22 protein-coding genes and 1 pseudogene are annotated in these 24426 nt (G+C 67.1%); 17 read left to right on the forward strand and 6 right to left on the reverse strand.

What is annotated here, in order from left to right; genetic code table 11:
• Positions 1 to 3: 3 nt before the first annotated feature.
• From ACS5PK_RS15195 to ACS5PK_RS15250, 12 genes and pseudogenes are all read left to right on the forward strand, one after another.
• Positions 4 to 1392: a YfcC family protein gene (locus ACS5PK_RS15195; RefSeq protein ID WP_439441102.1), complete on the forward strand. Its 1389-nt coding sequence runs from the start codon at positions 4 to 6 to the stop codon at positions 1390 to 1392.
• 13 nt (positions 1393 to 1405) lie between these two features.
• Positions 1406 to 2401 carry a GlxA family transcriptional regulator gene (locus ACS5PK_RS15200; RefSeq protein WP_439441103.1) on the forward strand — a complete coding sequence of 332 codons (996 nt, stop codon included), beginning with the start codon at positions 1406 to 1408 and terminating at the stop codon, positions 2399 to 2401.
• Entirely contained in the window at positions 2398 to 3417 is a 1020-nt protein-coding gene (locus ACS5PK_RS15205) for an arginine N-succinyltransferase (RefSeq protein ID WP_439441104.1), read from the forward strand. Before ACS5PK_RS15200 ends, ACS5PK_RS15205 begins: the two co-directional genes overlap by 4 nt.
• Positions 3417 to 4076 carry an arginine N-succinyltransferase gene (locus ACS5PK_RS15210; RefSeq protein ID WP_439441105.1) on the forward strand — a complete coding sequence of 220 codons (660 nt, stop codon included), beginning with the start codon at positions 3417 to 3419 and terminating at the stop codon, positions 4074 to 4076. The genes ACS5PK_RS15205 and ACS5PK_RS15210 overlap by 1 nt, the downstream gene beginning before the upstream one ends.
• Before the next feature lie 199 nt (positions 4077 to 4275).
• On the forward strand, positions 4276 to 5631 hold the full coding sequence (locus tag ACS5PK_RS15215) for a cyanophycinase (RefSeq protein ID WP_439441106.1): 1356 nt from the start codon (positions 4276 to 4278) through the stop codon (positions 5629 to 5631).
• A gap of 140 nt (positions 5632 to 5771) precedes the next feature.
• Positions 5772 to 6032, forward strand: a complete 261-nt coding sequence (locus ACS5PK_RS15220) for a VF530 family DNA-binding protein (protein WP_439441107.1) — start codon at positions 5772 to 5774, stop codon at positions 6030 to 6032.
• 64 nt (positions 6033 to 6096) lie between these two features.
• Positions 6097 to 6477, forward strand: a complete 381-nt coding sequence (locus ACS5PK_RS15225) for a hypothetical protein (RefSeq protein WP_439441108.1) — start codon at positions 6097 to 6099, stop codon at positions 6475 to 6477.
• Positions 6446 to 7225 (forward strand): cupredoxin domain-containing protein, encoded by a 780-nt coding sequence (locus ACS5PK_RS15230; RefSeq protein ID WP_439441109.1) that lies wholly within the window; start codon positions 6446 to 6448, stop codon positions 7223 to 7225. The genes ACS5PK_RS15225 and ACS5PK_RS15230 overlap by 32 nt, the downstream gene beginning before the upstream one ends.
• Complete coding sequence (locus ACS5PK_RS15235) at positions 7206 to 7706, forward strand: DUF411 domain-containing protein (RefSeq protein ID WP_439441110.1); 501 nt, start codon at positions 7206 to 7208, stop codon at positions 7704 to 7706. Before ACS5PK_RS15230 ends, ACS5PK_RS15235 begins: the two co-directional genes overlap by 20 nt.
• A gap of 11 nt (positions 7707 to 7717) precedes the next feature.
• On the forward strand, positions 7718 to 8038 hold the full coding sequence (locus ACS5PK_RS15240; RefSeq protein WP_439441111.1) for a copper-binding protein: 321 nt from the start codon (positions 7718 to 7720) through the stop codon (positions 8036 to 8038).
• 159 nt (positions 8039 to 8197) lie between these two features.
• Positions 8198 to 8462 (forward strand): annotated as a pseudogene (locus ACS5PK_RS15245) (transposase); the annotation flags it as partial.
• A 296-nt stretch (positions 8463 to 8758) separates the two neighbouring features.
• Positions 8759 to 9172: a hydrolase gene (locus tag ACS5PK_RS15250; RefSeq protein WP_439441112.1), complete on the forward strand. Its 414-nt coding sequence runs from the start codon at positions 8759 to 8761 to the stop codon at positions 9170 to 9172.
• A gap of 428 nt (positions 9173 to 9600) precedes the next feature.
• On the opposite strand, the gene ACS5PK_RS15255 is transcribed toward ACS5PK_RS15250, so the two are convergent.
• Together ACS5PK_RS15255 and ssb are read right to left on the reverse strand one after the other, a co-directional pair.
• Entirely contained in the window at positions 9601 to 11592 is a 1992-nt protein-coding gene (locus tag ACS5PK_RS15255) for an AAA family ATPase (protein WP_439441113.1), read from the reverse strand.
• A gap of 549 nt (positions 11593 to 12141) precedes the next feature.
• Positions 12142 to 12714, reverse strand: coding sequence for a single-stranded DNA-binding protein (gene ssb / locus ACS5PK_RS15260; protein ID WP_439441114.1), 573 nt, complete (start codon positions 12712 to 12714; stop codon positions 12142 to 12144).
• Positions 12715 to 12949: 235 nt separating this feature from the next.
• Here ssb and ACS5PK_RS15265 point away from each other — a divergent pair, with 235 nt between their 5' ends.
• The 3 genes from ACS5PK_RS15265 to ACS5PK_RS15275 are packed head-to-tail and all read left to right on the forward strand — an operon-like array spanning position 12950 to position 15599.
• The gene (locus tag ACS5PK_RS15265) at positions 12950 to 14059 is read left to right on the forward strand and encodes a sensor histidine kinase (RefSeq protein ID WP_439441115.1); all 1110 of its coding nucleotides are present in this window, start codon (positions 12950 to 12952) and stop codon (positions 14057 to 14059) included.
• Positions 14056 to 14823 carry a LytR/AlgR family response regulator transcription factor gene (locus ACS5PK_RS15270; RefSeq protein WP_439441116.1) on the forward strand — a complete coding sequence of 256 codons (768 nt, stop codon included), beginning with the start codon at positions 14056 to 14058 and terminating at the stop codon, positions 14821 to 14823. Before ACS5PK_RS15265 ends, ACS5PK_RS15270 begins: the two co-directional genes overlap by 4 nt.
• Positions 14820 to 15599, forward strand: coding sequence for a head GIN domain-containing protein (locus tag ACS5PK_RS15275; RefSeq protein ID WP_439441117.1), 780 nt, complete (start codon positions 14820 to 14822; stop codon positions 15597 to 15599). Before ACS5PK_RS15270 ends, ACS5PK_RS15275 begins: the two co-directional genes overlap by 4 nt.
• Positions 15600 to 15631: 32 nt before the next feature.
• Here ACS5PK_RS15275 and ACS5PK_RS15280 read toward each other — a convergent pair whose 3' ends face one another.
• The gene (locus ACS5PK_RS15280; protein WP_439441118.1) at positions 15632 to 16135 is read right to left on the reverse strand and encodes a cupin domain-containing protein; all 504 of its coding nucleotides are present in this window, start codon (positions 16133 to 16135) and stop codon (positions 15632 to 15634) included.
• Between the two features lie 163 nt (positions 16136 to 16298).
• Between ACS5PK_RS15280 and recQ the strand changes: the two genes are divergently transcribed.
• The gene (recQ, locus tag ACS5PK_RS15285) at positions 16299 to 18182 is read left to right on the forward strand and encodes a DNA helicase RecQ (RefSeq protein WP_439441119.1); all 1884 of its coding nucleotides are present in this window, start codon (positions 16299 to 16301) and stop codon (positions 18180 to 18182) included.
• Between the two features lie 448 nt (positions 18183 to 18630).
• Here recQ and ACS5PK_RS15290 read toward each other — a convergent pair whose 3' ends face one another.
• Entirely contained in the window at positions 18631 to 18861 is a 231-nt protein-coding gene (locus ACS5PK_RS15290) for a hypothetical protein (protein WP_439441120.1), read from the reverse strand.
• Positions 18862 to 19038: 177 nt separating this feature from the next.
• Between ACS5PK_RS15290 and ACS5PK_RS15295 the strand changes: the two genes are divergently transcribed.
• Complete coding sequence (locus ACS5PK_RS15295; RefSeq protein WP_439441121.1) at positions 19039 to 20745, forward strand: DUF885 domain-containing protein; 1707 nt, start codon at positions 19039 to 19041, stop codon at positions 20743 to 20745.
• A 4-nt stretch (positions 20746 to 20749) separates the two neighbouring features.
• On the opposite strand, the gene ACS5PK_RS15300 is transcribed toward ACS5PK_RS15295, so the two are convergent.
• Together ACS5PK_RS15300 and ACS5PK_RS15305 are read right to left on the reverse strand one after the other, a co-directional pair.
• Positions 20750 to 22825, reverse strand: coding sequence for a S46 family peptidase (locus tag ACS5PK_RS15300; RefSeq protein ID WP_439441122.1), 2076 nt, complete (start codon positions 22823 to 22825; stop codon positions 20750 to 20752).
• A 115-nt stretch (positions 22826 to 22940) separates the two neighbouring features.
• A complete protein-coding gene (locus ACS5PK_RS15305; RefSeq protein WP_439441123.1) occupies positions 22941 to 24413 on the reverse strand; it encodes a cyanophycinase in 1473 nt (490 codons plus the stop codon).
• Between the last annotated feature and the right edge of the window lie 13 nt (positions 24414 to 24426).

Consider the following 24426-nt stretch of genomic DNA (forward strand, 5'->3'; position numbering starts at 1 on the left):
CCCATGAAGCTCCGACTCCCCAACACCTACGTCCTGCTGGTCTCGCTGCTGGCCCTCATCGCCCTGGCCACCTGGATCGTGCCCGGTGGCCGCTTCGAGACCGCCCTGGTCAATGGCAAGACACTGATCATCCCGGGCACCTTCCATCTGGTCGAGGCCCGGCCGCAGGGCCTGGCGGCCTTCCTCACCGCGCCGATCAAGGGCTTTGTGGAGGCTGCGCTGATCATCGGTTTCGTGCTGGTGGTCGGCGGCGTCTTCGCCGTGCTGCAGAAGACCGAGGCCATCGATGCCCTGATCAAGTCCGTGGCCCAGGCCCACCAGCGATCGGCCCTGGTGCGGGCGCTGGTGATTCCCGTCTTCGTGACCCTCTTCTCGCTGGGCGGCGCGAGCTTCGGCATGGCCGAGGAGGCCATCCCCTTCGTGCTGATCTTCATCCCCCTGGCCCTGGCCCTGAAGCTGGACACGCTCACCGGCGTGGCCATTCCCTTCGTGGGCTCGCAGATCGGCTTTGCCACGGCCTTCCTCAACCCCTTCAATGTGGGCGTGGCCCAGGGCATTGCCGGGCTGCCGATGTTCTCGGGCCTGGGCTACCGCGCCCTGTGCTGGGCGGTGGCGACGGGGCTCACCATCGGCTTCCTGCAGTGGTGGGCGCTGCGCATCCGCCGCGATCCCACGCTGAGCCCCACCTACGAGGCCGATCAGGCCCGGCGCGCCGAGCTGGACCTGGCCGCCTTCGAGCAGTTCGCCGGCCTGACGCGGCGCCACAAGACCGTGCTGGCCCTGTTCGCAGGCTCACTGCTGGTGATGATAGGCGGCGTGGTGCGCCTGGGCTGGTACATCGAGGAGATCGCCGCCCTGTTCCTGGTGATGGCCGTGGGCGTGGGCCTGGTGGCGCGGCTCTCGGCCGACGAGTTCATGGCCGCCTTCCTGCAGGGCGCGCGGGACCTCGTCGGCACGGCCCTGGTCATCGCCCTGGCCAAGGGCACGGTGATCCTGCTGCGCGAGGGCCAGATCATCGACACCCTGCTCAACGCCCTGGCACCGCTGGTGGCCTCGGAGCAGCCGGTGTTCGCGGCGCACAAGATGTTCCTGATCCAGTCGGTGATCAACTTCTTCATCCACTCCGGCACCGGTCAGGCGGCCCTGACCATGCCCATCATGGCGCCGCTGGCCGATCTGGTGGGCCTGACCCGGCAGACCGCGGTGCTGGCCTTCCAGCTGGGCGAGCTGACCACGCCCATCATCCCGACCTCGGGCATCACCGTGGGCGTGCTGGCCCTGGCGCGCCTGCCCCTGGGCACCTGGGTGCGCTGGATGCTGCCGCTGCAGGGCCTCTACCTGCTGATGGCCCTGCTGCTGCTGAGCTGGCCCGCCCTGCAGGGCTGGACTTGATTACAGTCCGGCCATGCTTCCCATCACGCGTGCCATCGGATGCCTGCTGCTGCCAGGCTTCCCCTTGCGCGCGCTGGGCGCCTGGACGGACGGCCTGGCGGCGCTGAACGCGCAGCAGGGGCAGGTCCTGTACGCACTGAGCACCCTGGCCCTGGACGAGGGCCTGGTGCTCGCCGGCACCGGCGTGGCCGTGCACTGCCGCGCACCCTGTGCCGCGGACCACTGGCACACGGTGGTTGTGCTGGCGGGCGAGCCCTGCACGATGGAGGCCGGACAGGAGGCCCAGCTGCGGGCCCAGCTGCGCGCCTGGGACCAGGAAGGGGTGCTGCTGGGTGGCCTGGGCAGCGGCGCAGCGGCGCTCGCCGCCGCCGGCCTGCTGGACGGCCACCGCGCTTGCGCCGACTGGGCCTGGCTGGACCGCCTCTCGGCTCGGCATCCGGGCGTGGCCTGGTCTCAGGGCCTGTGGGACCTGACCCTGGCACGGCGGCGGTTCAGCGCCACCTCCAGCGCCGCCACGGACCTGGTCGGGGCCTGGGCCCAGCAGCTGCACGGCGAGCCCGTTCAGCAGGAATGGCTGCTGGCCATGGACCTGCGCCACGGCCGTGCCGCAGAAGACAGGCAGCGGCGGGAGCACCTCGAGGCCCGGGACGTGGCCAATCCCAAGCTGGCCGAGGCCCTGGCCCTGATGGAGGCCAACCTCGCCGAGCCCCTGCCCACGGAAGAGGTGGCACGGCTGGTGGGCGTATCCCGGCGACAGCTGGAGCGCCTGTTCAAGCAGCATCTGGACTCCCTGCCCTCGCGTCACTACCTGGCCCTGCGGCTGGAGCGAGCCCAGCGCCTGCTGCAGCAGGGCACGCAATCCATCCTGCAGGTCGGACTCAGCTGCGGCTTTGCATCCGGCCCGCATTTCTCCAATGCCTACAAGGCCCACCACGGCCACACACCCCGCGAGGAACGCAGCCGCCGCCCCGGCTGGCTGGCTCCCGCACCCCAGGGAGATCGCTCATGAACGGCCTGGTATTGCGCCCCGTCGCTGCCGCCGACCTGCCAGACATGCTGCGCATGGCCGCGGCCAGCGCCGACGGCATCAGCTCACTGCCCAATGACGAGGCCAAGCTGCGCGCCCGCATCGAAGCCTCCATGCAGGCCTTCAGCAGCCCGGACGACGCCAGTGGCGAAGAGACCTACCTCTTCGTGCTGCAAGACCAGACGGCAGGCCGCCTGGTGGGATGCGCCGGCATCGCGGCCAGCGCCGGCTTCTTCGACCGCTTCTACAGCTATCGCAACGAGTTCGTCGTGCATGCCAGCGCCACGCTGGGGGTTTCGCAGCGCATGCACACCTTGCACTTGTGTCACGACCTGACGGGCGCCACGCTGCTGACCTCCTTCTTCCTTGAGCCAAGCTACGAGCAGACGCCGGCCGCGCAGCTGCTGTCTCGGGCGCGGCTGCTCTTCATCCAGGCTCATGCGGAGCGCTTCTCGGACCGCATCGCGGCCGAGAACCCCGGCGTCACCGATGCCCTGGGCCAGAGCCCCTTCTGGGACGCCGTGGGCCGCCAGTTCTTCGGCATGGACTACTCGCAGGCCGAGGCGGTGATCGGCGGACGCAGCAAGGCACTGATCGCCGACCTCATGCCGCCCTCGCCCATCCCCGTAGTGCTGCTGCCGGCTGCGGCACAGCTGGCGCTGGGTCAGCTGCACCCCGTAGGCGAGGTGCCCTTCTCGGTGCTGATGGACGAGGGCTTCGACGCTGACAGCTATGTCGACATCTTCGACGGCGGCCCCACGGTGGAAGCGCCGCTGGCCTCCCTGCGCAGCATCCGCCACCATCGCGCGCACACGGTGCAGCCTGGCAGCAGCGCCGGGCCGCGGCGCTGGCATCTGGTGGTGCGGCCCGGCCGCGAGGACTTCGCAGCGGTGCTGGCCGAGATCGGCGAAATCCTGCATGCCGATGAACTGCCTGCCCTGCAGCCCCGCACAGGCGAGACCCTGCTGAGCACGCCCCTGTGGCCTGAGGAATCGTGATGACCGACCTGCTCGTTCAAACCCTGGACACCGGCGTGCAGCTGCGCCTGCCCGACGGGCGCGGCAGCCTGACCCTGGTCCCGCGACGGGGTCAGGACTTGCCCCGCTACCACTTCCGCCTCGGCCGCGTCGTGCATGCGGCCCAGGAGCTGGGCCTGTTCCGCGTCCAGCAGACCCTGCTGCTGAGCAATGACCACACGGGTGACAGCGAACTCACCGGCCTGTGGCTGGACGACGGCCTCGATGCCCAGGAGCGCTGCGCCGCCGTGACAGCCCTGGTCCAGGGCGCCCGCCGCTGGATCGCCGAGCACCGCGATGCCTGCGGCGACTGGCTGATCCTGGAGCTGCCCGGCTGGCGCACGCCCACCGGGGTTTCGCCTTTCTGGGAGGCGCTGGGCGCGCGCTTCTATCCCCATGACTGGAGCACCGCGCAGGCCCGCTGGGGCAGTGCCTGGTGCAGCCATCTGGCCGCCTTGCTGCCGCGGCAGACGCTGTACCTCTCCTTCCTCGGCGAGGCCGCTCAGCAGGCCTGTGCGCAGACCGATGCCGCCCATGCGGCCCTGCTGCCCACGCTGCACGAGCTGGGCTTCCTGCCGCCGCTGCAGGTGCGCATCGACGACGGCGGGCCCGTGCTGAGCTGCCCGCTGCCGCGCGGCTGAGGCGGCGAGCTGGGCAGCAAACTGAGCGGATGAGCGCTCCGGGATTGCCCCCTCAGGACATTCCCGCAGGCGTCACAACGATGCAAGTCCGCGTCGCACCGTGGCAAGGTGGCGGCTTCCCGGCCGGGGCCGGCATCCCTATGGTCAAGGCCTGGGTTTGAGGCCCCGCCCGGGGCCACCCTGGACCGTTGGGAATGCCATGAAGAAATGCCTGGGAGCGGCGCTGTGTGCCGCGGGCTTGTGCTTGAGCTTGCCGGCGCTGGCCGGCAAGCTGTTCCTGTCCGGCGGCGCCTATGACGACGCCAACACCGACCTCTTCGTCAACGGCCTGCGCAAAGCCACCGGCCGCGACAGCGGCTTCACGCCCAACATCAACAGCACAGCCAACTGCAGCACGAACTGGGCCACCACGGCCTGCCCACGCATCGCCGTCATCACCGCGGCCAAGGACAGCTACGCCACCGGCCTGGACGCCTTCCAGAACGACATCCCGGCGAGCTCCACCACGGCCCTCAAGCGTGGCTACTACAACCTGTTCCAGACCCATGGCTTCTCGCCCAAGCACGTCACGGCGCACGTGGACAACTACACCGTCCACGCCAGCAGCAGCACGCCCGAGGGCCAGGCCAATATCGCCCTGATCCAGCAGGCGGACGCCGTGTGGTTCGTCGGCGGCGACCAGGCCAAGATCATCCGCAGCTTCCTCAACGACAACGGCGCCGACAACGCCCTGGCCGCCGCCCTGCGCGCGCGCTGGAACAATGGCAGCGGCAGCATCGTCATCGCCGGGGACTCCGCCGGCAACCACGCGCTGAACCAGCGCATGCATGCGGCCGGCGTCAGCTATGGCTACCTCTACTTCGGCGCCAATCTGCAGGACAAGGCCGTGACCGACTGGCAGACGCTGGGCGACACCCGCGATGGCAGCAGCGCCCTGCGCTACCTGGAGAACGGCGCCACGATGAAGGGCCTGGGCTTCCTGCCGGCGGGGCTGCTGAGTGACACCCATTTCGACAGCCGTTCCGGCCGCCTCGGGCGGCTGGCGGCGGCCCTGCGCCATCTGGGCGTGCAGCAGGGCCTGGGCGTGGACGAGAACACCGGCGTGCTGGTCGACACCGCCGCGCAGACGGCCACCGTCTACGGCGCCAAACGCCTGCTGATCGTGGACACGGCCAATGCCAGCGTGCAGGTCGGCACCTACTACAAGGTCAACGGCCTGCGGGTGAGCCTGCTCACGCCAGGCGACCGCTACAGCTACGCCAGCAAGACCGTCAGCAGCAGCAAGAGCGCCATAGCCACGCCCTTCTACAGCAGCTACTACGACTCAGCCGACATCTTCGCCGCGCTGGAGACCTCCAAGTCCCTGACCCGCCTGGTAGACCAGACGCCCACCAGCAATGTCGGCAGCGCGCCCGTGCCCACCTACAGCAGCGGGCCGCAGTACCCCAGCGGCAGCCCCGTGATCCGGCTGCGCTTCACCCGCGATGCCAGCACCCGCGGCTACTACAGCGGCGGACGCTACACGGTGGACAAGGCCCGGGTGGACATCTACTGACGCAGGCGCCAGCACTCAGGCTCGGGTGAGCCTTGGCGTCGGTCTGGATGAGAGTCGGCCACGAGGGCAGCCTGCACTCATTCTCGGCGGCAAGCCCGGGCTTGGACGCAGGCCGCGGCCCAGCCGGTGACAATGCGCCCATGAACGCCCCCGCCCCGCCGCCCCCACATCAGCCCCGCAATCCCCTGCACGGCCTGACGCTGGAAGCCATCGTCGTCGCGTTGCAGGAGGAATACGGCTGGGAGGGGCTGGATGCGCGCATCCCGCTGCGCTGCTTCGCCTTCGAGCCCAGCGTCAAGTCCAGCCTGAAGTTCCTGCGCAGGACGCCCTGGGCGCGGGCCAAGGTCGAGGGGCTGTATTTGTTCATGCTGAGGGAGCGCCAGCGCCAGGGCCGCCCCTGAGGGCTGCCGTACACTGTCACGCATGAGCAGGTTCTTGCGAATCGTGTTGGCATGGTGCTTGGTCGTGGCCCTACCCGTCCAGGGATACGCTGCGCAGGCCCTGCTGCTCTGCGATCTCCCCGTGCACGCCAGCAGCGCGAGCGCGGATCACGCCGGCATGGCGCATGAGCAGCCCACCATGGCCGACAGCCCTGCGGACCATCCGCCAGAAGCCGGGACGGGCGCAGCCGCTCACCAGGATGACATGCAGACCCACACGCCTGGCAAGCATTCGGGCACGTGCAGTGTGGGCGCCTCGTGCTGCAGTGCCCCGGGACTCACGTCCGGCGTCGTGACGATGGCCGTCGTGCATCCCGACCTGCTCGACCTGCCGACCGTCCAGCTCATCCGCGACCGCATCATGGTGGGCGGACTTGAACGACCGCCTCGAGCCCAGCTGCCCTGAAGCGCCCGGCCTGCGCGGCACTGAGCCGTGCTGGGCCGTGCCGACCAGGCTTTCGGGCCGCGCCGGGCGCATCAGCCCGGCAGCTGCTTCCGCCAGGAGTTCAACCCTGCCGCAAGGGCGCTTGAAGCCGCCGCGCAGAGCGCGAACGTCCAGCGCCACCCGCCCGTTGCCTGTGCCGGAGCTTGGCCGATGCGCGGGCCTTGAAGCCACCGATTTGCTCTCGCTGACACAGCAGGAACCAACCATGACACGCAGACTCATTCCCCTCCTCACGGCGCTGACGCTGGCGATGTTCGCCGACGCCGGCCACGCCAGTGGGAAACACACAGACCCCATCGGCAAGCCCGGTATCCCGGCCCAGGCCCGCCGTACCGTGCAGATCGACATGAGCGACGCCATGCGCTTCACGCCCTCAAGCATCGACGTGAAGCAGGGCGAGACCGTTCGCTTTGTCGTGAAGAACTCCGGCCAGCTCCAGCACGAGATGGTGTTGGGCACCGAGAAGGATCTCAAAAGGCACGACGAGCTCATGAGGAAGCACCCGGGCATGGAGCACGCCGACGCGCACATGGTCTCCGTCGCACCCGGCCAGACCGGCGAGATCGTGTGGCAGTTCACCCAGGCGGGAAGGATAGACTTCGCCTGCCTTCAAGCCGGCCACTTCGACGCGGGCATGAGAGGTGTGCTCAGGGTCACCGGCAAGGACGCTGCACTCAGGGAGGACGGCCATGCAGATCACAAGCATTGAAGTCAGGGCCGGCCTGGCACGGCGACGCCTGCTGGCCGGTGGAGCCGCCTGGGCACTGGCCGCCGCGGCAGGTGCCAAGCCCGCTGGGCCGGGCGAGGAAGTCCATCGCGTCCAGGTCTGGAAGGGGCCGGCCTGCGCCTGCTGCAAGGACTGGATCGCGCACCTGGAGGCCCATGGATTCCAGGTGGTGTCCGTTAGCGACAGCGGCAACACCGAGGCACGCAAGCGTCTGGGCATCGATCTCAAGTACGGCTCCTGCCATACAGCCCTGGTGGGAGGCTATGCACTGGAGGGCCACGTGCCGGCATCTGACATCCGGCGGCTGCTGCGTGAACGCCCGAAGGCCATCGGCCTGGTGGTCCCCGCCATGCCCTTGGGCTCACCGGGCATGGACGGGCCGGCGTATGGCCGCAAGCAACCCTATGACGTGCTGCTGCTTGCCCAGGATGGCAGCGCCCGCGTCTACCAAAGCTATCGTTGAAGGAGCAGGACATGAAAGCAATCAAGACCCTGACCCTGGTCGCCCTGGTGGCCACAGGGGCGGCGTTCCCAGCCATCGCAAAAGCTCAGGCTCAGGCTCAGGCCATGGACATGACCGAAGGCGAGATCCGGAAGATCGACAAGGAAAACAAGAAGCTCACCATCAAGCATGGCGAAATCCGGAATCTGCAAATGCCGGGCATGACCATGGTGTTCCAGGTCAAAGATGCGGCGGTGCTGGAGCAGGTGAAGGTCGGCGACAAGGTCCGGTTCAAGGTGGAGCGAGGTCCGACGGGCCTGCTCGTGACGGACCTGCAGCCAGGCGGAAACTGAGTCACGCGGCGGATGCCCTGCGTGCAGCCTTGGGCGGACCTCCCGACCTGGGCCCGGCTGAGCTCAGGTGCGTGAATTGTTCCGCATTGAAGAAATCGAGATGCGCTGAGCGTTAGTCTTTCGGCGATTTGGCCACGAGATCGAGGCATAGGAGAAGCCGTGAGACGAAGTCGCTTTTCAGTGGAGCAAATCGTGGCCGTGCTCAAGCAGGTCGAGCTCGGTATGGCGGTCGCGGACGCGTGCCGCAAGATGGGGATCAGCGAGCAGACCTTCTATCGCTGGAAGAAGCAGTACGGCAGCCTGGAGCCTTGACCAGGCGCGCGAACGCAAGCAGTTGCAGGAAGAAAACGCACGGCTGAAGAAGCTCGTGGCCGACCTCAGCCTGGACAAGGCAATCCTTCAGGACATTGCAGAAAAAATGGTCCGGCCCGTATCAAGGACACCGCCAACGCAGTAGGTGATTTTTGTGCAGCGAAGGAGTTGGGGGTAGAGCAGAAATGCCAACCTGCCACGCCGACGAATATTCAATCTGCGCTTGCGACCTCAAGCATGCAAACTCTCCAGCCTAGTGTGTCGGCCAGTCATGTCCAATCCCTGGTGAACGTGTTACAGGCCGGGGGGGGCCCTGCCACCGATTCAGGTTGACGGCGATGTGATTGTTGATGGGAATCATCGATACATAGCTGGCCTACTATGCGGAAAGCCTGCGCCAATTCAACCATGGACAGCGCCGTTGACACGGCCGCGCATGCCTGTTCGTTCCCTGAAGGTACTTCCGTGAGCAGTCCAAACCGAACTTTGATCGTCTATGTGGACGTGGACGACATGCTGATTCGTAGCGTTGGATCGAAACGCATCCCAATTGTTCCAGCAATCGAACACGTGCGCCGTCTTCACGCTACAGGCGCAGAACTCTATTGCTGGAGCTCGGGCGGAGGAGAATACGCACGTGCCAGCGCTCAGGAGGTTGGGATTGAACAGTGCTTCAGGGCATTTTTGCCAAAGCCCCATCTCCTGCTGGATGACCAGCCAGTTGCAGACTGGAAGTTGTGCATTGAGTTACATCCGCTCTCGATTCACGATCAGGATGCAATTGACTATTGGCAGCAGATTGCTACGCGCATGATGTCCTAGGCAGAGTGCGGCGATGCCGCGCCAGGAACCTCTTGCGAGACCGCTCCGTCGGCAGACCATCATCCGCCGGATGCTCGCGAATTGTCGAAAGCGCGCTGCGCTCAGCATTCAATGTTGGGATTTGATGCCCGCCGTTGGTCGAGAGTTCGGCAGCCGTGATTGGGTGCGACTGTATGAGCACACGGTGCGAGCGGATGACTCGTGTGACCCATCCAGACCTACGCCGTCGAAAGTTGGCTTCTGCAGGTGAATGTAGCTCGGCCGATTTGCAAACAACTCGATGGGAGGCGGAGATTGTGCGCTCACCCTCGCGGCGCACCGAGTCCGCTAGGCTGCGGTTGCGGTCTACCGCCACCGCGACCGCTAATCACGGTACGGGTCGCCTTGCGGTCATTGCGATTCGCATGAAAGATCGGCTCCATAGTCAGTCACTTGGGCGCCCCAAAAATGGCGTTGACGGCAGCAAACAGTGCACGAAATCGCGCCGCGGTATCGGCATCAAGCGACTGCGGCGGCGCCGACGCGAAGCGCGAGGACGGCAGGAAATGATTGAAGCCACCACTCGGTCGAAGCATGATGCCCTTCGCCTTGAGGCACAGATCAATACGTACGATGACCCTATCCCCGGGCGGAAGGTCCGCCTCAGTGACGGCCACGCCTGCGAGTTGCTTCGCGAAGGCCGAGTTAAAGTAGTCGAGATAGATTCCAACTGGCAGAAGGTCTTCGATATCGCTCGCCTGTCCGCTGGAACCGAGATTCGTTAGGTCACGAAACTGCGACGCGTTGAAAAGCGCCTTGCCGGACAGCAACTTGTCCTTCACTAACCCCGTGAGCTTCTGTTCCGGCGATCCCTTGTAGTCGTGCAGTACTGCGAGCTGCAGCCCGCTGGCGTTCAGCAGGCTGACGAACGTGGCAAGGTTATCAAGGCCCCCCGTGGGAACGATGGTGACGTCGTCGCGCAAGCCGCCACCTCCATCGGCTTCGAGAAGCGCGGACACTGCCTGAAGATAGTTGAGCTCGCTCGGTCCCTCCACGAGAAGATTGCGCTCGGCAATGAACAGGTTCTGCGCAATGGTCCATCCGAGTGCAGCCTGAAGCGGGAAGATGGTGCGTTGATCTGCGCCCATAAGGTTCTCAGATACAACGGTACCCTCAGCCTTGCGGTCCTCGACTAGGCGCACTTGATGCAGCCGGTCCGAGTTCACCATGAACGGCGAGTGCGTCGTGTAGAGCACCTGATGATCGGCGGCGAGGCGGTCGATGTAGCGCAGGAAGTCGGCTTGGGCGAGCGCATGGAGCGCAAGGCCCGGCTCATCGAGCAGCAAGATCAGTCTCTTGCCCGCAGATTTACCCGAGGGATCGAGTTGATGCTGCACGCTGTCAAACCAGACGAGGAAGCTGAAGAACCAAATGAAGCCACGGCTCCGTTGATCGAATGGCGTGCTAACCCCGCGATGCCGCCGGTTCTTGATGCGCAGGTAGAGATTCGAGCCGTTGTTGTAGGGAGCCTCGTCTGTTGCATCGGCCTTGATATCGACTTCGACTTCGAGCTCCTCGTTCTGCTTCCAGAACTCCATGACCTGGTCGGTAAGATTGATCGATACACCCTCGATCTTTGCCTTCAGCTCTTCGTAGCTGCCCGGCGCCGCGAAATCAGTCACGGCCACGTCTGCCATTCGCAGAAGAGCGAGCACCGAGCGATGCTTCGGGTGCAGTGCTTTGGGGTCGCTCTTCGCTTGCTCTACGCGCTGCGCCAGCTCGGCGAGGTTCATCTTCCCAGGCAACAGGTCGTAGTCACTGAAGTACAGAAACTTCGGTGTGCTGGAATCGAGCAGCTGCCAGACCTCGTATTCGACAACCTTAGACCAAGTTGTCGCTTTGATTCGCGCATTCAAGGCGTCCAGGACAGCATTGTCACTTGCGGTCAATTCCACGCTAACGAGCTTTGTTGGAATATCTCGAACGGCCTTCACCCCACTGAGAGCTGCAGCGGCGTCGGTGCTGAGGCTTTGAACTATTGCTGCAACAACCGGCCCTTCCTCGACCGAGATACCAATGGTGCGCTTACCGTCGTACTTATGAGTAACGGAGAAAGTGAAGCCGCTTGGAATCGACGTACCAAGCTTCTCGTTGATGGAAGCAATCTCATCATCGTCAAGCCCGTAGGTCAGCACTGTCACAGCTGCAGGCTCCGTCTTGTGCTTCTTCTGGTAGGCCGTTAGATCCTTGCGTGGGTAGTCCTCGACAACGTCGAAACCCTCTTGCTGCAGCGCATCGGCCGACTTCTCAAGCGCTTTCAGGATCACCGTCTTTCCGGCTTCGTTCATGCCAACGAAGACCGTTACCTTAGGATCTAAGGCGATGGTTTGGACTGTGTTCATCGAGCGAAACGGACCGATGTTCGCGGAAACGAGAATCACGGGCTACCTCCCATACTTTTTGCTATGAAGATTGTGACAAACATTGGGACTGCGACCATCGGCGTAGTTGCCAGGGTTAGGGCGAACGCGCGCCGTGAACTCGTCCAACCTGCCACGGACAGGGCTGTGGCGCGCAGCTTGGGCGAGTTCATGTCGCTCAGAACTGTGCTTCGAGAGCTCGGACGCAACGATCGCCTTGTGGATGCCGCCGCTCGAGCGCGGTGTGGAAGCTGCTTCAGGCTAGCTGCCATTCCAGCGGCGACAAGCCTTGAGGTGGTCGGCCGTCGGGGAGAAGTCCGTGGCTGGCTGCTATCAGGCGTAGCAGTCGGCCGGCAGGACAAATCGAACAGCAGCAGCCAGTCTGACGCAGTCACTTCACAGCCAACCAGAACCTCTTTTCAGTTTGCCTCTCCTCGTAATTGACAAGCCATGAAAGGTAGTCAGCAACGGGAAGACGGCCATAGATATCAAGAACAACGTCAACAAGAAAAAAGCCCCAAGCGACAAGCACTTAGGGCTCTTTCTTTACCGTCTATGGATAGGTAGATCCTAGAAGGGGATGTCATCATCCATGTCATCAAAGCCGGTCGCCGGACGCGGGGCCGGCGCGGGGCGCGGGGCCGGGGCCGGGGCCGGGGCCGGGGCCGGGGCGCGGGGCGCAGCGGCGCGGGGGGCGCGGGCCTCGGTACCGAAGTCGTCACCGCCGCCTTGCCCACCACCTTGCGGGGCGCTGCGCTCGCGGCTGTAGCCGCCACCACCGCCACCGAAGTCGTCACCGCCACCGCTGTCACGGCCGCCCAGCAGCTGCATCTGCTCGGCGATGATTTCAGTGGTGTACTGGTCGCGGCCTTCCTTGTCCTGCCACTTGCGGGTCTTCAGGCGACCTTCGACGTAAACAGGGCGACCCTTCTTCAGGTACTCGCCGGCGATCTCGGCCAGGCGGTCGTAGAAGACCACGCGGTGCCATTCGGTCTCTTCCTGGCGCTCGCCGCCTTCGCGGCTCTTCCAGTTGCGGGTAGTCGCCAGGCTGATGTTGCAGACCGCGGCGCCGCTGGGGGTGTAGCGAACCTCGGGATCACGGCCCAGGTTGCCAATGAGGATGACTTTGTTGACGGATGCCATGGAAGCGCTCGCGGACAGGAATTCAAACCCCGATTATGCCGTGCGGCCCGCCCAGACCCCTGGGGAGGTCTTCCCCGAACCGTCCCCAGAAGACGGGAGCAAGCCCCAGCACGAGGCGGGGCGGGTACCGCGCGCCACCTGCCAAGACCGTCCGGGAATCGCACGCCATGCCCGGCTTCCGGCACTTGGTCCCACCTGGGGCCGGCGGCCCGCGCGGCTTGGCTAGGATGGCGCCATGCCCTCTCCAAGCCCCAGCGCCAATCCCGCCCGACCGCCCTCGCGACGGCTTTGGCTGGGCTATGCAGGCGTATGCACGCTCACCTGGGGCTTGTTCGTGCTGGCAGGCACCGAGTTCCAGCGCGGCCCCTGGAAGATCTGGGAAGCCCTGTTGCAGTCGACGATGACGCTGTGGGCGCCCATGTTGCTGGGCACCGCCGTGCACCCCTGGATGCGCTGGGTCAGCCAGCGCAGCCGCCCCTTCTGGCGCCTGGTGCTGATGCACGCCTGCGCGGCCCTGCTCTTCAGCGTGGTCTGGCTGGTGCTGGACTACCAGCTCGCCCAGGCCCTTTTCGGCAGCGAGCATGCCGACGCCATGCTGGCTCAGTACATCCTCTGGCGGGCCATCTGGGGCCTGATCGCCTACGCGGCCCTGGCCACCGGCTTCGGCGCGGTCTTCAGCGCACGGCGTGCGCGCTCGCTGGCCATTGCTGCAGCCCAGGCGGAGTCCGCCCTGGCGCGGGCCGAGCTGTCCGTCATCAGCGGCAAGCTGAACCCGCACTTCCTCTTCAACACCCTCAACTCCCTCATCGCCCTGACCCGCAAGGACGCCCGCGCCGCCGAGCAGGCCCTGCTGCGCTTCTCAGGCATGCTGCGCTACGTGCTGGACAGCAAGCGCAGCGCCACCGACCGGGTCGACCTGCAGCAGGAGCTGGACTTCGTGCGCGACTACCTCGCCCTGGAAGCCCTGCGCCTGGGCGCCCGGCTGCAGGTGAAATGGGCGCTGGACGAGGCCGTGCTGCAGGACGAGCTGCCCCCCCTGACCCTGCAGCCCCTGGTGGAGAACTGCATCGTGCACGGCATCGCGCCGCGGGTGCAGGGCGGCACCATCCAGATCAGCGCCCAGCGCGATGCCCTCAATGGCGGGCTCAAGCTCTGCGTGCAGGACGACGGCGAGGGCTGCGACCCAACCCAGATCGACGCCGAGCGGCCCGGCCGCGGTGGCATAGGCCTGGGCGCCCTGCGCCGCCGCTTCGCCCTGGACTATGACGGCCGGGCGCGCCTGCGCGTCCACACCCAGCCCGGCGCGGGCTTTCGCGTCGACCTCTGGATTCCGCAAGAAGCATGAACACCCCCCGCATCCGCACCCTCATCGCCGAGGACGAACCCCTGGCCGCCGAGAGCCTGGCCGAATGGGTCCAGGCCCTGCCCCAGCTGGAGCTGGTGGCCCAGTGCAGCGACGGCCCGGCAGCGCTGGAGACCATCCAGCGCCTGCAGCCCGGCCTGGTGTTCATGGACATTCAAATGCCCGGCATGACCGGCCTGCAGGTGCTGCGCGCCCTGGGCGAGGCCGGCATGAGCCAGAGCCCCGCGGTGATCTTCACCACGGCCTATGACGAGCACGCCCTGGCCGCCTTCGAGCTGCATGCGGTGGACTACCTCCTCAAGCCCTTCTCGCAGGAGCGCTTCGACGAGGCCGTGCAGCATGCGCTGCAGACCGTGGGCCACCTGCAGCAGTGGCAGGGGGCACTGGAGACCGCGGCCCTGCCCGGCGCCGAGCTGGAGCCGCTGACCCGCATCCTCGTGCGAGACCAGGGCAAGATCTTCCCGCTGCAGGTCGAGGCCATCGAGTACCTGCGCTCCGACACCAAGTACACCGCCGTGGCCAGCCGCGGGCGCCAGTTCCTGGTGCGCCTGCCCATCACTGCCTTCGAGCAGCGCCTGGACCCGCTGCGCTTCCTGAAGCTGCAGCGATCCTGCATCGTCAACCTCGACTTCGTCGAGTCCATGAGCCCGGACGAGAACTCCCAGCTGGTGGTCCAGATGCGCGACGGCACGCGCTTCACGGCCAGCCGCGAGGTCTCCAAGCGTTTGCGTGAGCAGTCGATATGAACGCCCCCACTCCTTCTCTGTCTTCCCGGGCCGGCGAATCCTTCGCCGCCCTCCGTTCGCGATGCCTGGCGCTGGGGTCGGCGCTGGTGACGGCCCTGGCCCTGCTGCCCGCCGCGGCGCAGGCGCAGGAGCCTGAAGGCCGGGTCTATGCACCGGGGCCCTTCGACCGCCTGGAGATCGCCGGATCCGCCCAGCTGCGCCTGGTGCAGGGCCCGCGGGACCAGGTCTTCATCGCAGGGGATGCCGAGTTGCAGAAGAGCGTCAGCGTCGAGTTGCTGAACGACAAGCTGCTGATCCGCCCCTCGGGCAGCTGGAAGTTCTGGAACAGCCAGCGCCTGCAGGTGGACGTCAGCATGCGCCAGTTGCGCCAGCTCGTCATTTCCGGCGCGGCAGACCTGCGCGCGGCCGAGCCGGTGCGCGTGCAGCGCCTGGCCATCCACATCTCTGGCGCCGGCCAGGTGCGCTTCGACGACCTCGTGGCCGAGCAGCTGAGCTTCGGCATCTCCGGCTCGGGCGAGGGCCTGCTCAAGGGCCAGGTGCAGGATCTGAACCTGCAGGTCACCGGCAAGGGCAAGCTGTTGGCCGAGCAACTGCGCACCGACCAGGCCACCGTGGCCATCAGCGGCATCGGCCAGGCCAGCCTGTGGGTCATGGACGAGCTGCGAGTGAGCGTGTCCGGCATCGGCACCGTCGAGTACTGGGGCGCGCCCGAGGTGAAGCGGCGCACCAGCGGCCTGGCGCGGGTCAACGCACTGGGCGAGAAGCCGCCACGCTGAACGCGAGGCGGTCGGGCGTCACAGCACAGAGCTCAGGGCTCGCCGTCCCAGTAGTCCAGGCCCGCATCGCGGCGCTGCAGGAAGGCGGGGCCCTTGTTGGAGAACACGCCGATCTTGTCGGAGTCCGGATACTCGCAGACCTCCGGCCGCTCCTGCGTGCTGATGGAGAGGTAGCTGAGGTCCGCCTGCGAGGTGTTGATGAGGTGGTGCGGGTAGTCGGGCCCGCAGGGGATGAAGATGACGTCCCCCGCCTTCACCGGCAGCTGCTCGCCCGCCACGCGCAGGGTGCCTTCGCCGGCAAGGATGATGAACATCTCCTCCTGCGTGTGGTGGAAGTGGTAAGGGCAGCTCTGCTTGCCGGGTGGGACGGTGTCGATACCACAGCCCAGCTTGCGCGCCAGAGTGCCGTCGGACACGCCGGCCACGCGGCTTTCATAGAGCGGCGCGCGCTGGAAGAGTTCCCGCGGCACTTCCTGGTGGTTGCGGATCAGCTTGCGGCGCAGCTCGGCGGCGCGGTCGGGATCAGGCGTGCTCATGGCTCAACTCCTGGCTGGCATCCGGCCCATCTTACGCAGTCACCCGCTCGCCCGGCGGGCGGGACTAGGCCAGCGAAGGGCCCTATTTCGACGCCTCTTGACCTGCTCCCCTGACTTGCGGAAAGGGCCCGGCAGGGGAAGCGCGTACCATTGCGCGCTTGCCATGCCCGCTCCCGCTCCGTCCTCCCTTCCCTTGACCCTCCTGCAGGAGGTCTTCGGCTACAGCGCCTTCCGCGGCGAGCAGGCGGCCATCGTCGAGCATGTCTGCGCCGGCGGCGACGCCCTGGTGCTCATGCCTACCGGCGGCGGCAAGAGCCTGTGCTACCAGATTCCCGCCATCGCCCGGCACCGGCTGGGCCAGGGCGTGGCTGTCGTCGTGAGCCCGCTGATCGCGCTGATGCACGACCAGGTCGGCGCCCTGGAAGAAGCCGGCGTGCATGCCGCTTTTCTCAACTCCAGCCTCAGCAGCGAGGAGGCCCAGCAGGTCGAGCGCGAGCTGATGAGCGGCCGCCTGACTCTGCTCTATGCCGCGCCAGAGCGCATCACCACGCCGCGCTTCCTGGCGCAGCTCACCCATTTGCATGAGAAGGGCCTGCTGAGCCTCTTCGCCATCGACGAGGCGCACTGCGTGAGCCAGTGGGGCCATGACTTCCGCAGCGAGTACCTGGCCCTCTCGACCCTGCACGAGCGCTTCCCCGAGGTGCCACGCATTGCCCTCACCGCCACCGCGGACGAGATCACCCGCGCCGACATCATCGAGCGCCTGGCCCTGCAGGACGCGCGGGTCTTCATCTCCAGTTTCGACCGGCCCAACATCCGCTACGCCATCGTCGAAAAGGAGAAGCCACGCGAACAGCTGCTGCGCTTCATCCAGGACGAGCACGAGGACGAAGCCGGCATCGTCTACTGCCAAAGCCGCAAGAAGGTCGAGGAGACCGCCACCTGGCTGGAGAGCGAGGGCATACGCGCCCTGCCCTACCACGCCGGCCTGGACGCCGACCTGCGCATGCGCCACCAGGACCGCTTCCTGCGGGAGGAAGGCCTGGTGATGGTGGCTACCATCGCCTTCGGCATGGGCATCGACAAGCCCGACGTGCGCTTCGTAGCCCACCTGGACCTGCCCAAGAACATCGAGGCTTACTACCAGGAAACCGGCCGCGCCGGCCGCGACGGCCTGCCCGCCGAGGCCTGGATGGCCTATGGCCTGGCCGATGTGGTGAACCAGCGCCGCATGATCGACGAAAGCCCGGCCGGCGAGGAGTTCAAGAAGATCCAGCGCGGCAAGCTCGACGCCCTGCTGGCCCTGGCCGAGGCCACCGACTGCCGCCGCGTGCGCCTGCTGGCCTATTTCGACGAGGTCTACCGCGGCACCGACGGCCGCCCCCTTCAGCACTGTGGTCACTGCGACAACTGCCTCACCCCGCCCGCCACCTGGGACGGCACCGAGGCGGCGCGCAAGCTGCTGTCCTGCATCTACCGCTTCCACCAGAACGGCGGCCAGCGCTTCGGCGCCGGCCACCTGATCGACGTGCTGCGCGGCAAGATGAGCGACAAGGTCGCCCAGTACGGCCACCAGCACCTGAGCACCTGGGCCATAGGCTCAGACTTGAGCGAGGCGCAGTGGCGTGGCGTGCTGCGCCAGCTCGTCGCCCTGGGCCATGTATTCGCCGAGGGCGAGTACGGCACGCTGGCCCTGGCCGAGAGCGCGCGCAGCGTGCTGCGCGGCGAGGTGGCCATCCGGCTGCGGGTGCCCACGCAGGCCCCCAAGCGGGGCAAGGTCAGCCGCAGCGGCGGCGTGGCCAAGGGCGCGCCCGTGGACCTGGACCCCGCCGCCCTGGCCCGCTTCGAGCAGCTCAAGGCCTGGCGCGCCGAGGTGGCCCGCGAGCACGGTCTGCCAGCCTACGTGATCTTCCAGAACGTCACCCTGGCCGAGATGGCCCGCCAGCAGCCGCAGTCCCTGGATGCGCTGGGCCGGATCAGCGGCGTGGGCGCCAAGAAGCTGGAGGCTTACGGGCGCGAGATCCTCAGGGTGCTGGATGCCTCCTGATGCTGGGCCCAGGCCTTGATCGCCCGACCGCAATCAGCGCCAAACATATAGCCCTGGTAGGCCATGACGGCACACAGGACGATGCGGACGACGGTGTTGCTGGACATAGAGAGCTCCTTTCCTCGGTCTGTAGGGGATGCTGTGCATCCATGGACTGAAGAATGCCGGCAGGGGCCGGCCTCGTCGCAGCTCCTGCGGCGAATGGCAGGCTGGCGGGATGGATGCACGGCCGCCGAGGTGTACGACACCCCGGACAAACTCAGCAGGACAAGCTGCAGAACAGACGGCCCGGCAGACGCCTCAGGCCAGCGGCCCGGCGATCCCCGCCGCACGTCGGGCGCGACAGGCCGCATGGCTCGCATCCAGAAAATCCGGAAGATCCAGAAAAGCAAAAGCCCGGCCGAAGCCGGGCTGTCGAGGGATGGCAATCAGCGCAGGGCCGAGCCGTTCATGACACGCTGGAATCAGCGCGGCGGCCGTTGATCACGACCTGGGGCAGTTGCTGGATCTGGGCGACCTGGACCGCCCGCTTGCCCTGGATGACCACGGGCTCGAGCTTGACGATCTGGCTGCGGAATTCGGCCGTGCGGTCGACCTGCACACGCACCCCCGTGAACAGGGCTGCGGTGGCGGCGACGCCGATGACGAAAGCGATATAGCTGGTAGAGCGGGTGATCATGGTGGAACTCCTTGCGTTGATTGATCCGGTGACTGAAGTTTCGTCAATAGGGGGCCACCCCGAAACCTCCACGCGATGAAGACGCAGCCGACGCGCTTGAACTGCATCCAGCCGCGATGAACGAACGGCAGGGGGCACAGGCGGCTGGCAAGATGCCACCTTCATCCGGACCCGCCCATGACCTCTGACATCACCACCAGCCCCGCCAGCCCCAGTCAAAGCCTCCAGGCCCTGCTCGACGCCACCTGGGCCCGAGACATGGCCGCCGACCCGCTGCTGGCCACCTATGTGGGCGAGACCGCCCACAACGCCCACTGGCCCGACCTCAGCCCCACCGCCCGCGCCGCCCGCCAGGCGGCGGACCGCAGCGCCCTGGCCCAGCTACAGGCCATCCCCCGTGGCGAGCTGCCTGAGCAGGAGGCGCTGACCCACGAGCTCTTCGAGCTGGAGCTGCAAGGTCGCATCAAGCTGCAGGACTTCTTCCATGAGGCCTATGGCATCACCGCCCGCGAGGGTCCGCAAAGCCTCAACGAGCTGGCCGAGCTGATGCCCCTGGACAGCCCCGCGGACCTGCGGGTGTGGCTGCAGCGCCTGCGGGGCCTGCCGCAGTACCTGGTGCAGTTCCAGGACCTCCTGGCCGAGGCCGCGGCCCGCGGCCACACGCAGCCGCACTTCCTCATGGAGCGGGTGCTGCCCCAGCTGGACGCGCAGTTGGTGGACGAGCCGGCGGCCAGCCCCTTCTTCAGTGCCTTTCGCGCCCTGCCGGACGCCTGGCCCGAGGCCGAAGACCTGCGCACAGAAGCGCTGAGCCTGATCCACCAGCAGCTCGTGCCGGCCTACCGGCGCTTCCGGACCTTCTTTGCCGAGCACTACCTGAGTGCCTGCCGCGAGAGCCACGGCATCTGGGACAGCCCACAGGGCGAGGCCTACTACGCCAACCGCATCGCCCACCACACCAACACCGCGCTGAGTGCCGAGGACATTCACCAGATCGGCCTGGCCGAGGTGGCGCGCATCCAGGGCGAAATGCAGGCGGTGATGGCCTCGCTGGATTTCGAGGGCAGCCTGCAGGACTTCTTCGAATGGCTGCGCACGGACCCGCGCTTCTATGCGCCGGACGCGGATTCCCTCTTCGCCGCCTATGTGCTGGCCTGCAAACGCATCGACCCCGAGCTGCCCAAGCTCTTCGGCACGCTGCCCCGCACCCCCTATGGCGTGCGGCCCATCCCGGACACCAGTGCGCCCAACACCACGGCGGCCTATTACTCAGGCCCGTCGGAGGACGGGCGTCGTGCCGGCTACTACTACGTCAACCTCTACCGCCCGGAGATGCGCCCGCTGTACGAGGTGGAGGTACTGACCGCCCACGAGGCCGTGCCCGGCCACCACCTGCAGATCGCGCTGGCGCAGGAGCAAGGCGCCTTGCCGAAGTTCCGGCGCTTCGCGGCCTACAACAGCTACCTGGAAGGCTGGGCGCTCTATGCCGAGCGCCTGGGCTACGAGCTGGGCCTCTACCGCGACCCCTTCTCCCACTTCGGCCAGCTGACCTACGACATGTGGCGGGCGGTGCGCCTGGTGGTGGACACAGGCATCCACGCCCTGCGCTGGACGCGCGAGGAGGCCATCGCCTACTTCCGCGCCCATGCGCCCAAGACCGAGGTCGACATCGTCAACGAAATCGACCGCTACATCGGCTGGCCGGCCCAGGCCCTGTCCTACAAGATCGGCCAGCTGCACCTGCTGGCCCTGCGCAGCCGCGCCGAGCAGGCACTGGGCGACCGCTTCGAGCTGCGGGCCTTCCACGATGCCGTGCTGGCCGGCGGGGCGGTGCCGCTGGCGGTGCTGGAGCGGCGGATCGAGGCCTGGATCGCGTCCAGGCCCTGAGGGCTCACTGCCCCCGCAGCTCCCGGGCGATGTGCGGCGCGCCGTAGATCTTCTCGAGGGCCTGCAGGATCGCGCGCACGTCCACCGAGGTGGCGCGATTCAGGCGTTCGTCATACAGGAAGCGGCCGCCGAGGCTGTCCAGGTTGCCGTCAAAGATCAGGCCCACCAACTCGCCGTCCTTGTTGACGATGGGCGAGCCGGAGTTGCCGCCGATGATGTCGTTGGTGGAGACGAAGTTCATGGGCACGCTCATGTCCAGCTTGTCGCGGGCGGCGGCCACCTTGGGCGCCACCTTGAAGGGCGGCGTGTTGTCGAAGGCGTCAGCGCGGGCGAAAAGGCCGCCGAAGACGGTCTTGTAGGGCAGGCGGTAGCCCTCGCTCTCATAGCCGGCCAGGCGGCCATAGCTCAGGCGCAGGGTGCCCGTGGCGTCCGGCGGCACGCTCTTGCCCATCAGCTCGAAGCGGGCGCGGCCCAGTTGCTCGGCGGCGCGCTTGAGGGGCTCGTCCACCTCGCGCTCGATGCGGCGCGACAGCTCGCGCTGCAGCGGATAGAGGCTGCGAGCCAGCACGATGGCCGGGTCGGTCGAGGCCTCGATGGCCGCCGCACCGCCTTCCAGCAGGCGCACGCGCTCGGCCCGCTCGTCCAGCCGGCTGCCCTGGATCAGCGCCTGGGCCGCTGCGGCAGGCACCTGCGCGCCCAGGGAAGCCTTCACGAAGGGATGGTCCTTGCCCAAGGCCTGCTGGGCGCGTTCCAGCTGCAACGTGAAGCGGGCCTGCTCCAGGTCCTTGTAGGTGGGCACGTCAGCACGCACGCGGCGCTCGGCCGCAGCCAGGCCGTTGGCGGAGTAGCCGCGCATGCGCTCGCCTTCCGGCAGCGCCCGCTCCCTGGCGATCTCGACCAGGGTCAGGGCCGTGCCCAGCAGGCTGTTGAAGCCGGCGTTGGCAAAGGCGGCCTCACGCGCCAGCTCGACCTGGCGGCGGGTGGCCGCCTCGACCTGCGCCCAGGGATCATCCTTGCGACCCAGCTTGGCATGGCCGGCGCGGAACTGCGCCTCTTCCTGGCGCTTGCGCTCGAAGTTGGCGGCGTCCTGCAGGGACTTGAGCTGGCCGGTGTTGGCCTTCAGCGTGTTCCCGATGCCGGCCACCAGGGCGTAGGCGCGGCGAGCGCTCTCGGGCGACTGGGCACCGTAGGCCGCCAGCATCTTCAGCTGGGCACGGGCGCCCTCGATGGCCAGGGGCAGCAGCACATCGCGCTTGGCCTGCAGCTGGGCCACGGTGTTGAGACGGTCGGTGTTGCCGGGATGGCCGATCACGAAGACGGGATCGCCCTCCTTGGGCGCCTGGCTGGCCAGCTTGAGATAGTGCTCGGGCTGCACCGGCTTGCCGTTCTCGTAGACACGCAGCAGGCTGAAGTCCAGGGCGAAGCGGGGGAAGTTGAAGTTGTCCGGATCGCCGCCGAAGTCCGAGGCATGGCCTTCGGGCGCCACCACCAGGCGCACGTCCTGCCATTCCTTGTAGCGGTAGAGGTGGTAAATCGCGCCGCTGTAGAGCGCCACCACATCGCACTTCATGCCAGTGCTGCTCTTGCAGTCGGACTCCAGCCTGCCGGTCGCGGCCTTGCGTGCGGCTGCGGCCTCGGCGTCGCTCATGCCGGGCTTGGCAGCACCAGTGACGACGGCGGTGACGTCCTCCCAGGACATCAGCACACGGGCGTCCGCCCCCGGGCATTGCAGCTCCTGCTCGCGGCTGGCGGCCACGAAACCGTGGGCGATCAGGTCACGCTCGGCGGTGGACAGCCGGGCGATGCAGCCGCGCGCCACATGGTGGTTGGTCAGCAGCAGGCCGTCCTTGGAGACGAAGCTGGCCGAAGCCCCGAAGCGCACGGCGGACTTGCGCACATGCTCCAGCCAGGCCGGGCTGAGGTTCAGGCCGTAGCGCTGCTGGATGAGCGCCAGCGGGGCGTTGTCGAAGGTCCACATGCCTTCGTCGGCCTGCGCCGGGCCGGCCAGGCTGAGCAGACCGGCCAGCCCGAGGGCGGCGGCCAGCGAGGAACTGAGGAAAGAGGGGCAGGTCTTGCGCATGGTCAGGCTCGTGCAGCAGCAAAGCTGCCGAGTGTGCGCTGCCAGCCGCTGGGCTCGCCACGGCCAGGCGACGAGCGGCGGTTTGAGCGGCACCAAGCCCGGCTGCAGCGAAGGCTCACTGGCTGGTGGGTGGCTGCTCCGGCTGGACGTTGTTGCGGTTGGCACCGTTCCAGGTACCGTAGAGCGGATGGGGCATGTGCACCGGCGTGATGTCCAGGTACAGGCCCAGCACGGTGTAGTCCTCAGGCCCGAGTTCGTCGGTGCTCCAGCCCACGCTGCCCTTGCCCTTGTAGAGGCGGAAAAGGAAGCCCAGCTCGGAGAGCGGGTCGCCGGGCTTGGGAATCACGTCGAAGGCCAGGCCGCGCACCTCGGTCTTGTTGCTGTCGATCAGGTAGGCCATGGCGTTGGCAATGGTCTGGTCGCCCAGCATGTCGAGGTGGAAGAGGTCCTCGGTGTAGTAGGGCTTGTAATCGGGGGCGTAGGGGTCCAGCTTCTGGCCGCGCAGCTTGACGGCAGTGGGCGTGGTGATGCGGGTGCGGGTGTTGAACTTGTCGCCGTGGTCCAGGTAGGTGAGGCGGGCATTGGTGACGTTGAAGGCTCCGAGCGTGGGGTCCGTCTTGACCTCGCTGAGGTCCACGATCATGGCGCCGCGACCGCCGATGATCTCGATCTCGTCGCCCCGGATCACGGCGGCGCTGTTCTCCTCGACGCCCAGGCCCAGCTTGTAGCCCTTGGCCATCATCAGGGGAATCATGCGACCGAAGCGCCCGCGCTTGAGGAAGTGCTGGTCAACGAACAGGTCCGGCCCCACGAAGCCCAGGCCGCGGTCGACCTGCTTGCCCTCCACCCACTTGCCTTTCATGATGTTGATGACGCTGGGTGCATCGCGAAACATCACGGAGCTCATGATGGCCGCACCCGCCGAGGTGCCGGCCACCACGCCGCCCTTGCGGTAGACCTCCCAGATGGCCTCCAGCATGGGCGTCACGTTGCCGCCGGGCATCAGCACGTCGACGATGCGCTCCTGCGAACCGCCGGTGAAGAACACGCCCTTGGACGCCTTGACCTTGGCAATCAGCGCAGGGTCGCGCACCACCTTGTGCAAGTCCACCCAGCTGAATTTGGGCGCCACCGGCAGGGCCTCGGCCACCGCGCCGCGCCGCTGCAGCAGCTCCACCGCCTGCTTGGCGCTGGACTCCGGGTCTTCCGAGGCCGTGCCAAACACCACGAAGCGTGCGCCCTTGCCGCCTGCCAGCTGCACGATGCGGCCCCAGACCTCCTCGTTGTCCGACTTCAGCGCTCCGCCGATGGGGATGGCATAGCCTTTGATGGCCAGCTCGCTGCCCGGTTGCGCGGCACTCGCCGCGGGTGCGGCTGCGGGCGGCTTGGGCGGATTGGCCCGGCCCAGGCCAGGGATGATGGTCCAGATGCCACTGGCCGGCGGCGGCGTGCTGCTGTTGCCGGCCGGCGTGCTGCCCGTGGTCTTCTTGTCACTGCCGGCGGCGTGCACGGCGGGCGAGGAAGCCAGCATCAGCAGGGCCAGGAGGGCAGGCAATGCGCGCAGGGAGTTCTTCTTCAGGGCGGTCATGGCAAAGGCGTGT

The sequence above is a fragment of the Roseateles sp. DB2 genome (assembly GCF_051857535.1).
Taxonomy (GTDB): Bacteria; Pseudomonadota; Gammaproteobacteria; order Burkholderiales; family Burkholderiaceae_C; genus Roseateles_B.

Excerpts from the sequence above, each read along its gene's own strand:
- ACS5PK_RS15195 (WP_439441102.1), top strand. The coding sequence starts at position 4 with ATGAAGCTCCGACTCCCCAACACCTACGTCCTGCTGGTCTCGCTGCTG.
- ACS5PK_RS15200 (WP_439441103.1), top strand. The coding sequence starts at position 1,406 with ATGCTTCCCATCACGCGTGCCATCGGATGCCTGCTGCTGCCAGGCTTC.
- ACS5PK_RS15205 (WP_439441104.1), top strand. The coding sequence starts at position 2,398 with ATGAACGGCCTGGTATTGCGCCCCGTCGCTGCCGCCGACCTGCCAGAC.
- ACS5PK_RS15210 (WP_439441105.1), top strand. The coding sequence starts at position 3,417 with ATGACCGACCTGCTCGTTCAAACCCTGGACACCGGCGTGCAGCTGCGC.
- ACS5PK_RS15215 (WP_439441106.1), top strand. The coding sequence starts at position 4,276 with ATGAAGAAATGCCTGGGAGCGGCGCTGTGTGCCGCGGGCTTGTGCTTG.
- ACS5PK_RS15220 (WP_439441107.1), top strand. The coding sequence starts at position 5,772 with ATGAACGCCCCCGCCCCGCCGCCCCCACATCAGCCCCGCAATCCCCTG.
- ACS5PK_RS15235 (WP_439441110.1), top strand. The coding sequence starts at position 7,206 with ATGCAGATCACAAGCATTGAAGTCAGGGCCGGCCTGGCACGGCGACGC.
- ACS5PK_RS15240 (WP_439441111.1), top strand. The coding sequence starts at position 7,718 with ATGAAAGCAATCAAGACCCTGACCCTGGTCGCCCTGGTGGCCACAGGG.
- ACS5PK_RS15250 (WP_439441112.1), top strand. The coding sequence starts at position 8,759 with ATGGACAGCGCCGTTGACACGGCCGCGCATGCCTGTTCGTTCCCTGAA.
- ssb (WP_439441114.1), bottom strand. The coding sequence starts at position 12,714 with ATGGCATCCGTCAACAAAGTCATCCTCATTGGCAACCTGGGCCGTGAT.
- ACS5PK_RS15265 (WP_439441115.1), top strand. The coding sequence starts at position 12,950 with ATGCCCTCTCCAAGCCCCAGCGCCAATCCCGCCCGACCGCCCTCGCGA.
- ACS5PK_RS15270 (WP_439441116.1), top strand. The coding sequence starts at position 14,056 with ATGAACACCCCCCGCATCCGCACCCTCATCGCCGAGGACGAACCCCTG.
- ACS5PK_RS15275 (WP_439441117.1), top strand. The coding sequence starts at position 14,820 with ATGAACGCCCCCACTCCTTCTCTGTCTTCCCGGGCCGGCGAATCCTTC.
- ACS5PK_RS15280 (WP_439441118.1), bottom strand. The coding sequence starts at position 16,135 with ATGAGCACGCCTGATCCCGACCGCGCCGCCGAGCTGCGCCGCAAGCTG.
- recQ (WP_439441119.1), top strand. The coding sequence starts at position 16,299 with ATGCCCGCTCCCGCTCCGTCCTCCCTTCCCTTGACCCTCCTGCAGGAG.
- ACS5PK_RS15290 (WP_439441120.1), bottom strand. The coding sequence starts at position 18,861 with ATGATCACCCGCTCTACCAGCTATATCGCTTTCGTCATCGGCGTCGCC.
- ACS5PK_RS15295 (WP_439441121.1), top strand. The coding sequence starts at position 19,039 with ATGACCTCTGACATCACCACCAGCCCCGCCAGCCCCAGTCAAAGCCTC.
- ACS5PK_RS15300 (WP_439441122.1), bottom strand. The coding sequence starts at position 22,825 with ATGCGCAAGACCTGCCCCTCTTTCCTCAGTTCCTCGCTGGCCGCCGCC.
- ACS5PK_RS15305 (WP_439441123.1), bottom strand. The coding sequence starts at position 24,413 with ATGACCGCCCTGAAGAAGAACTCCCTGCGCGCATTGCCTGCCCTCCTG.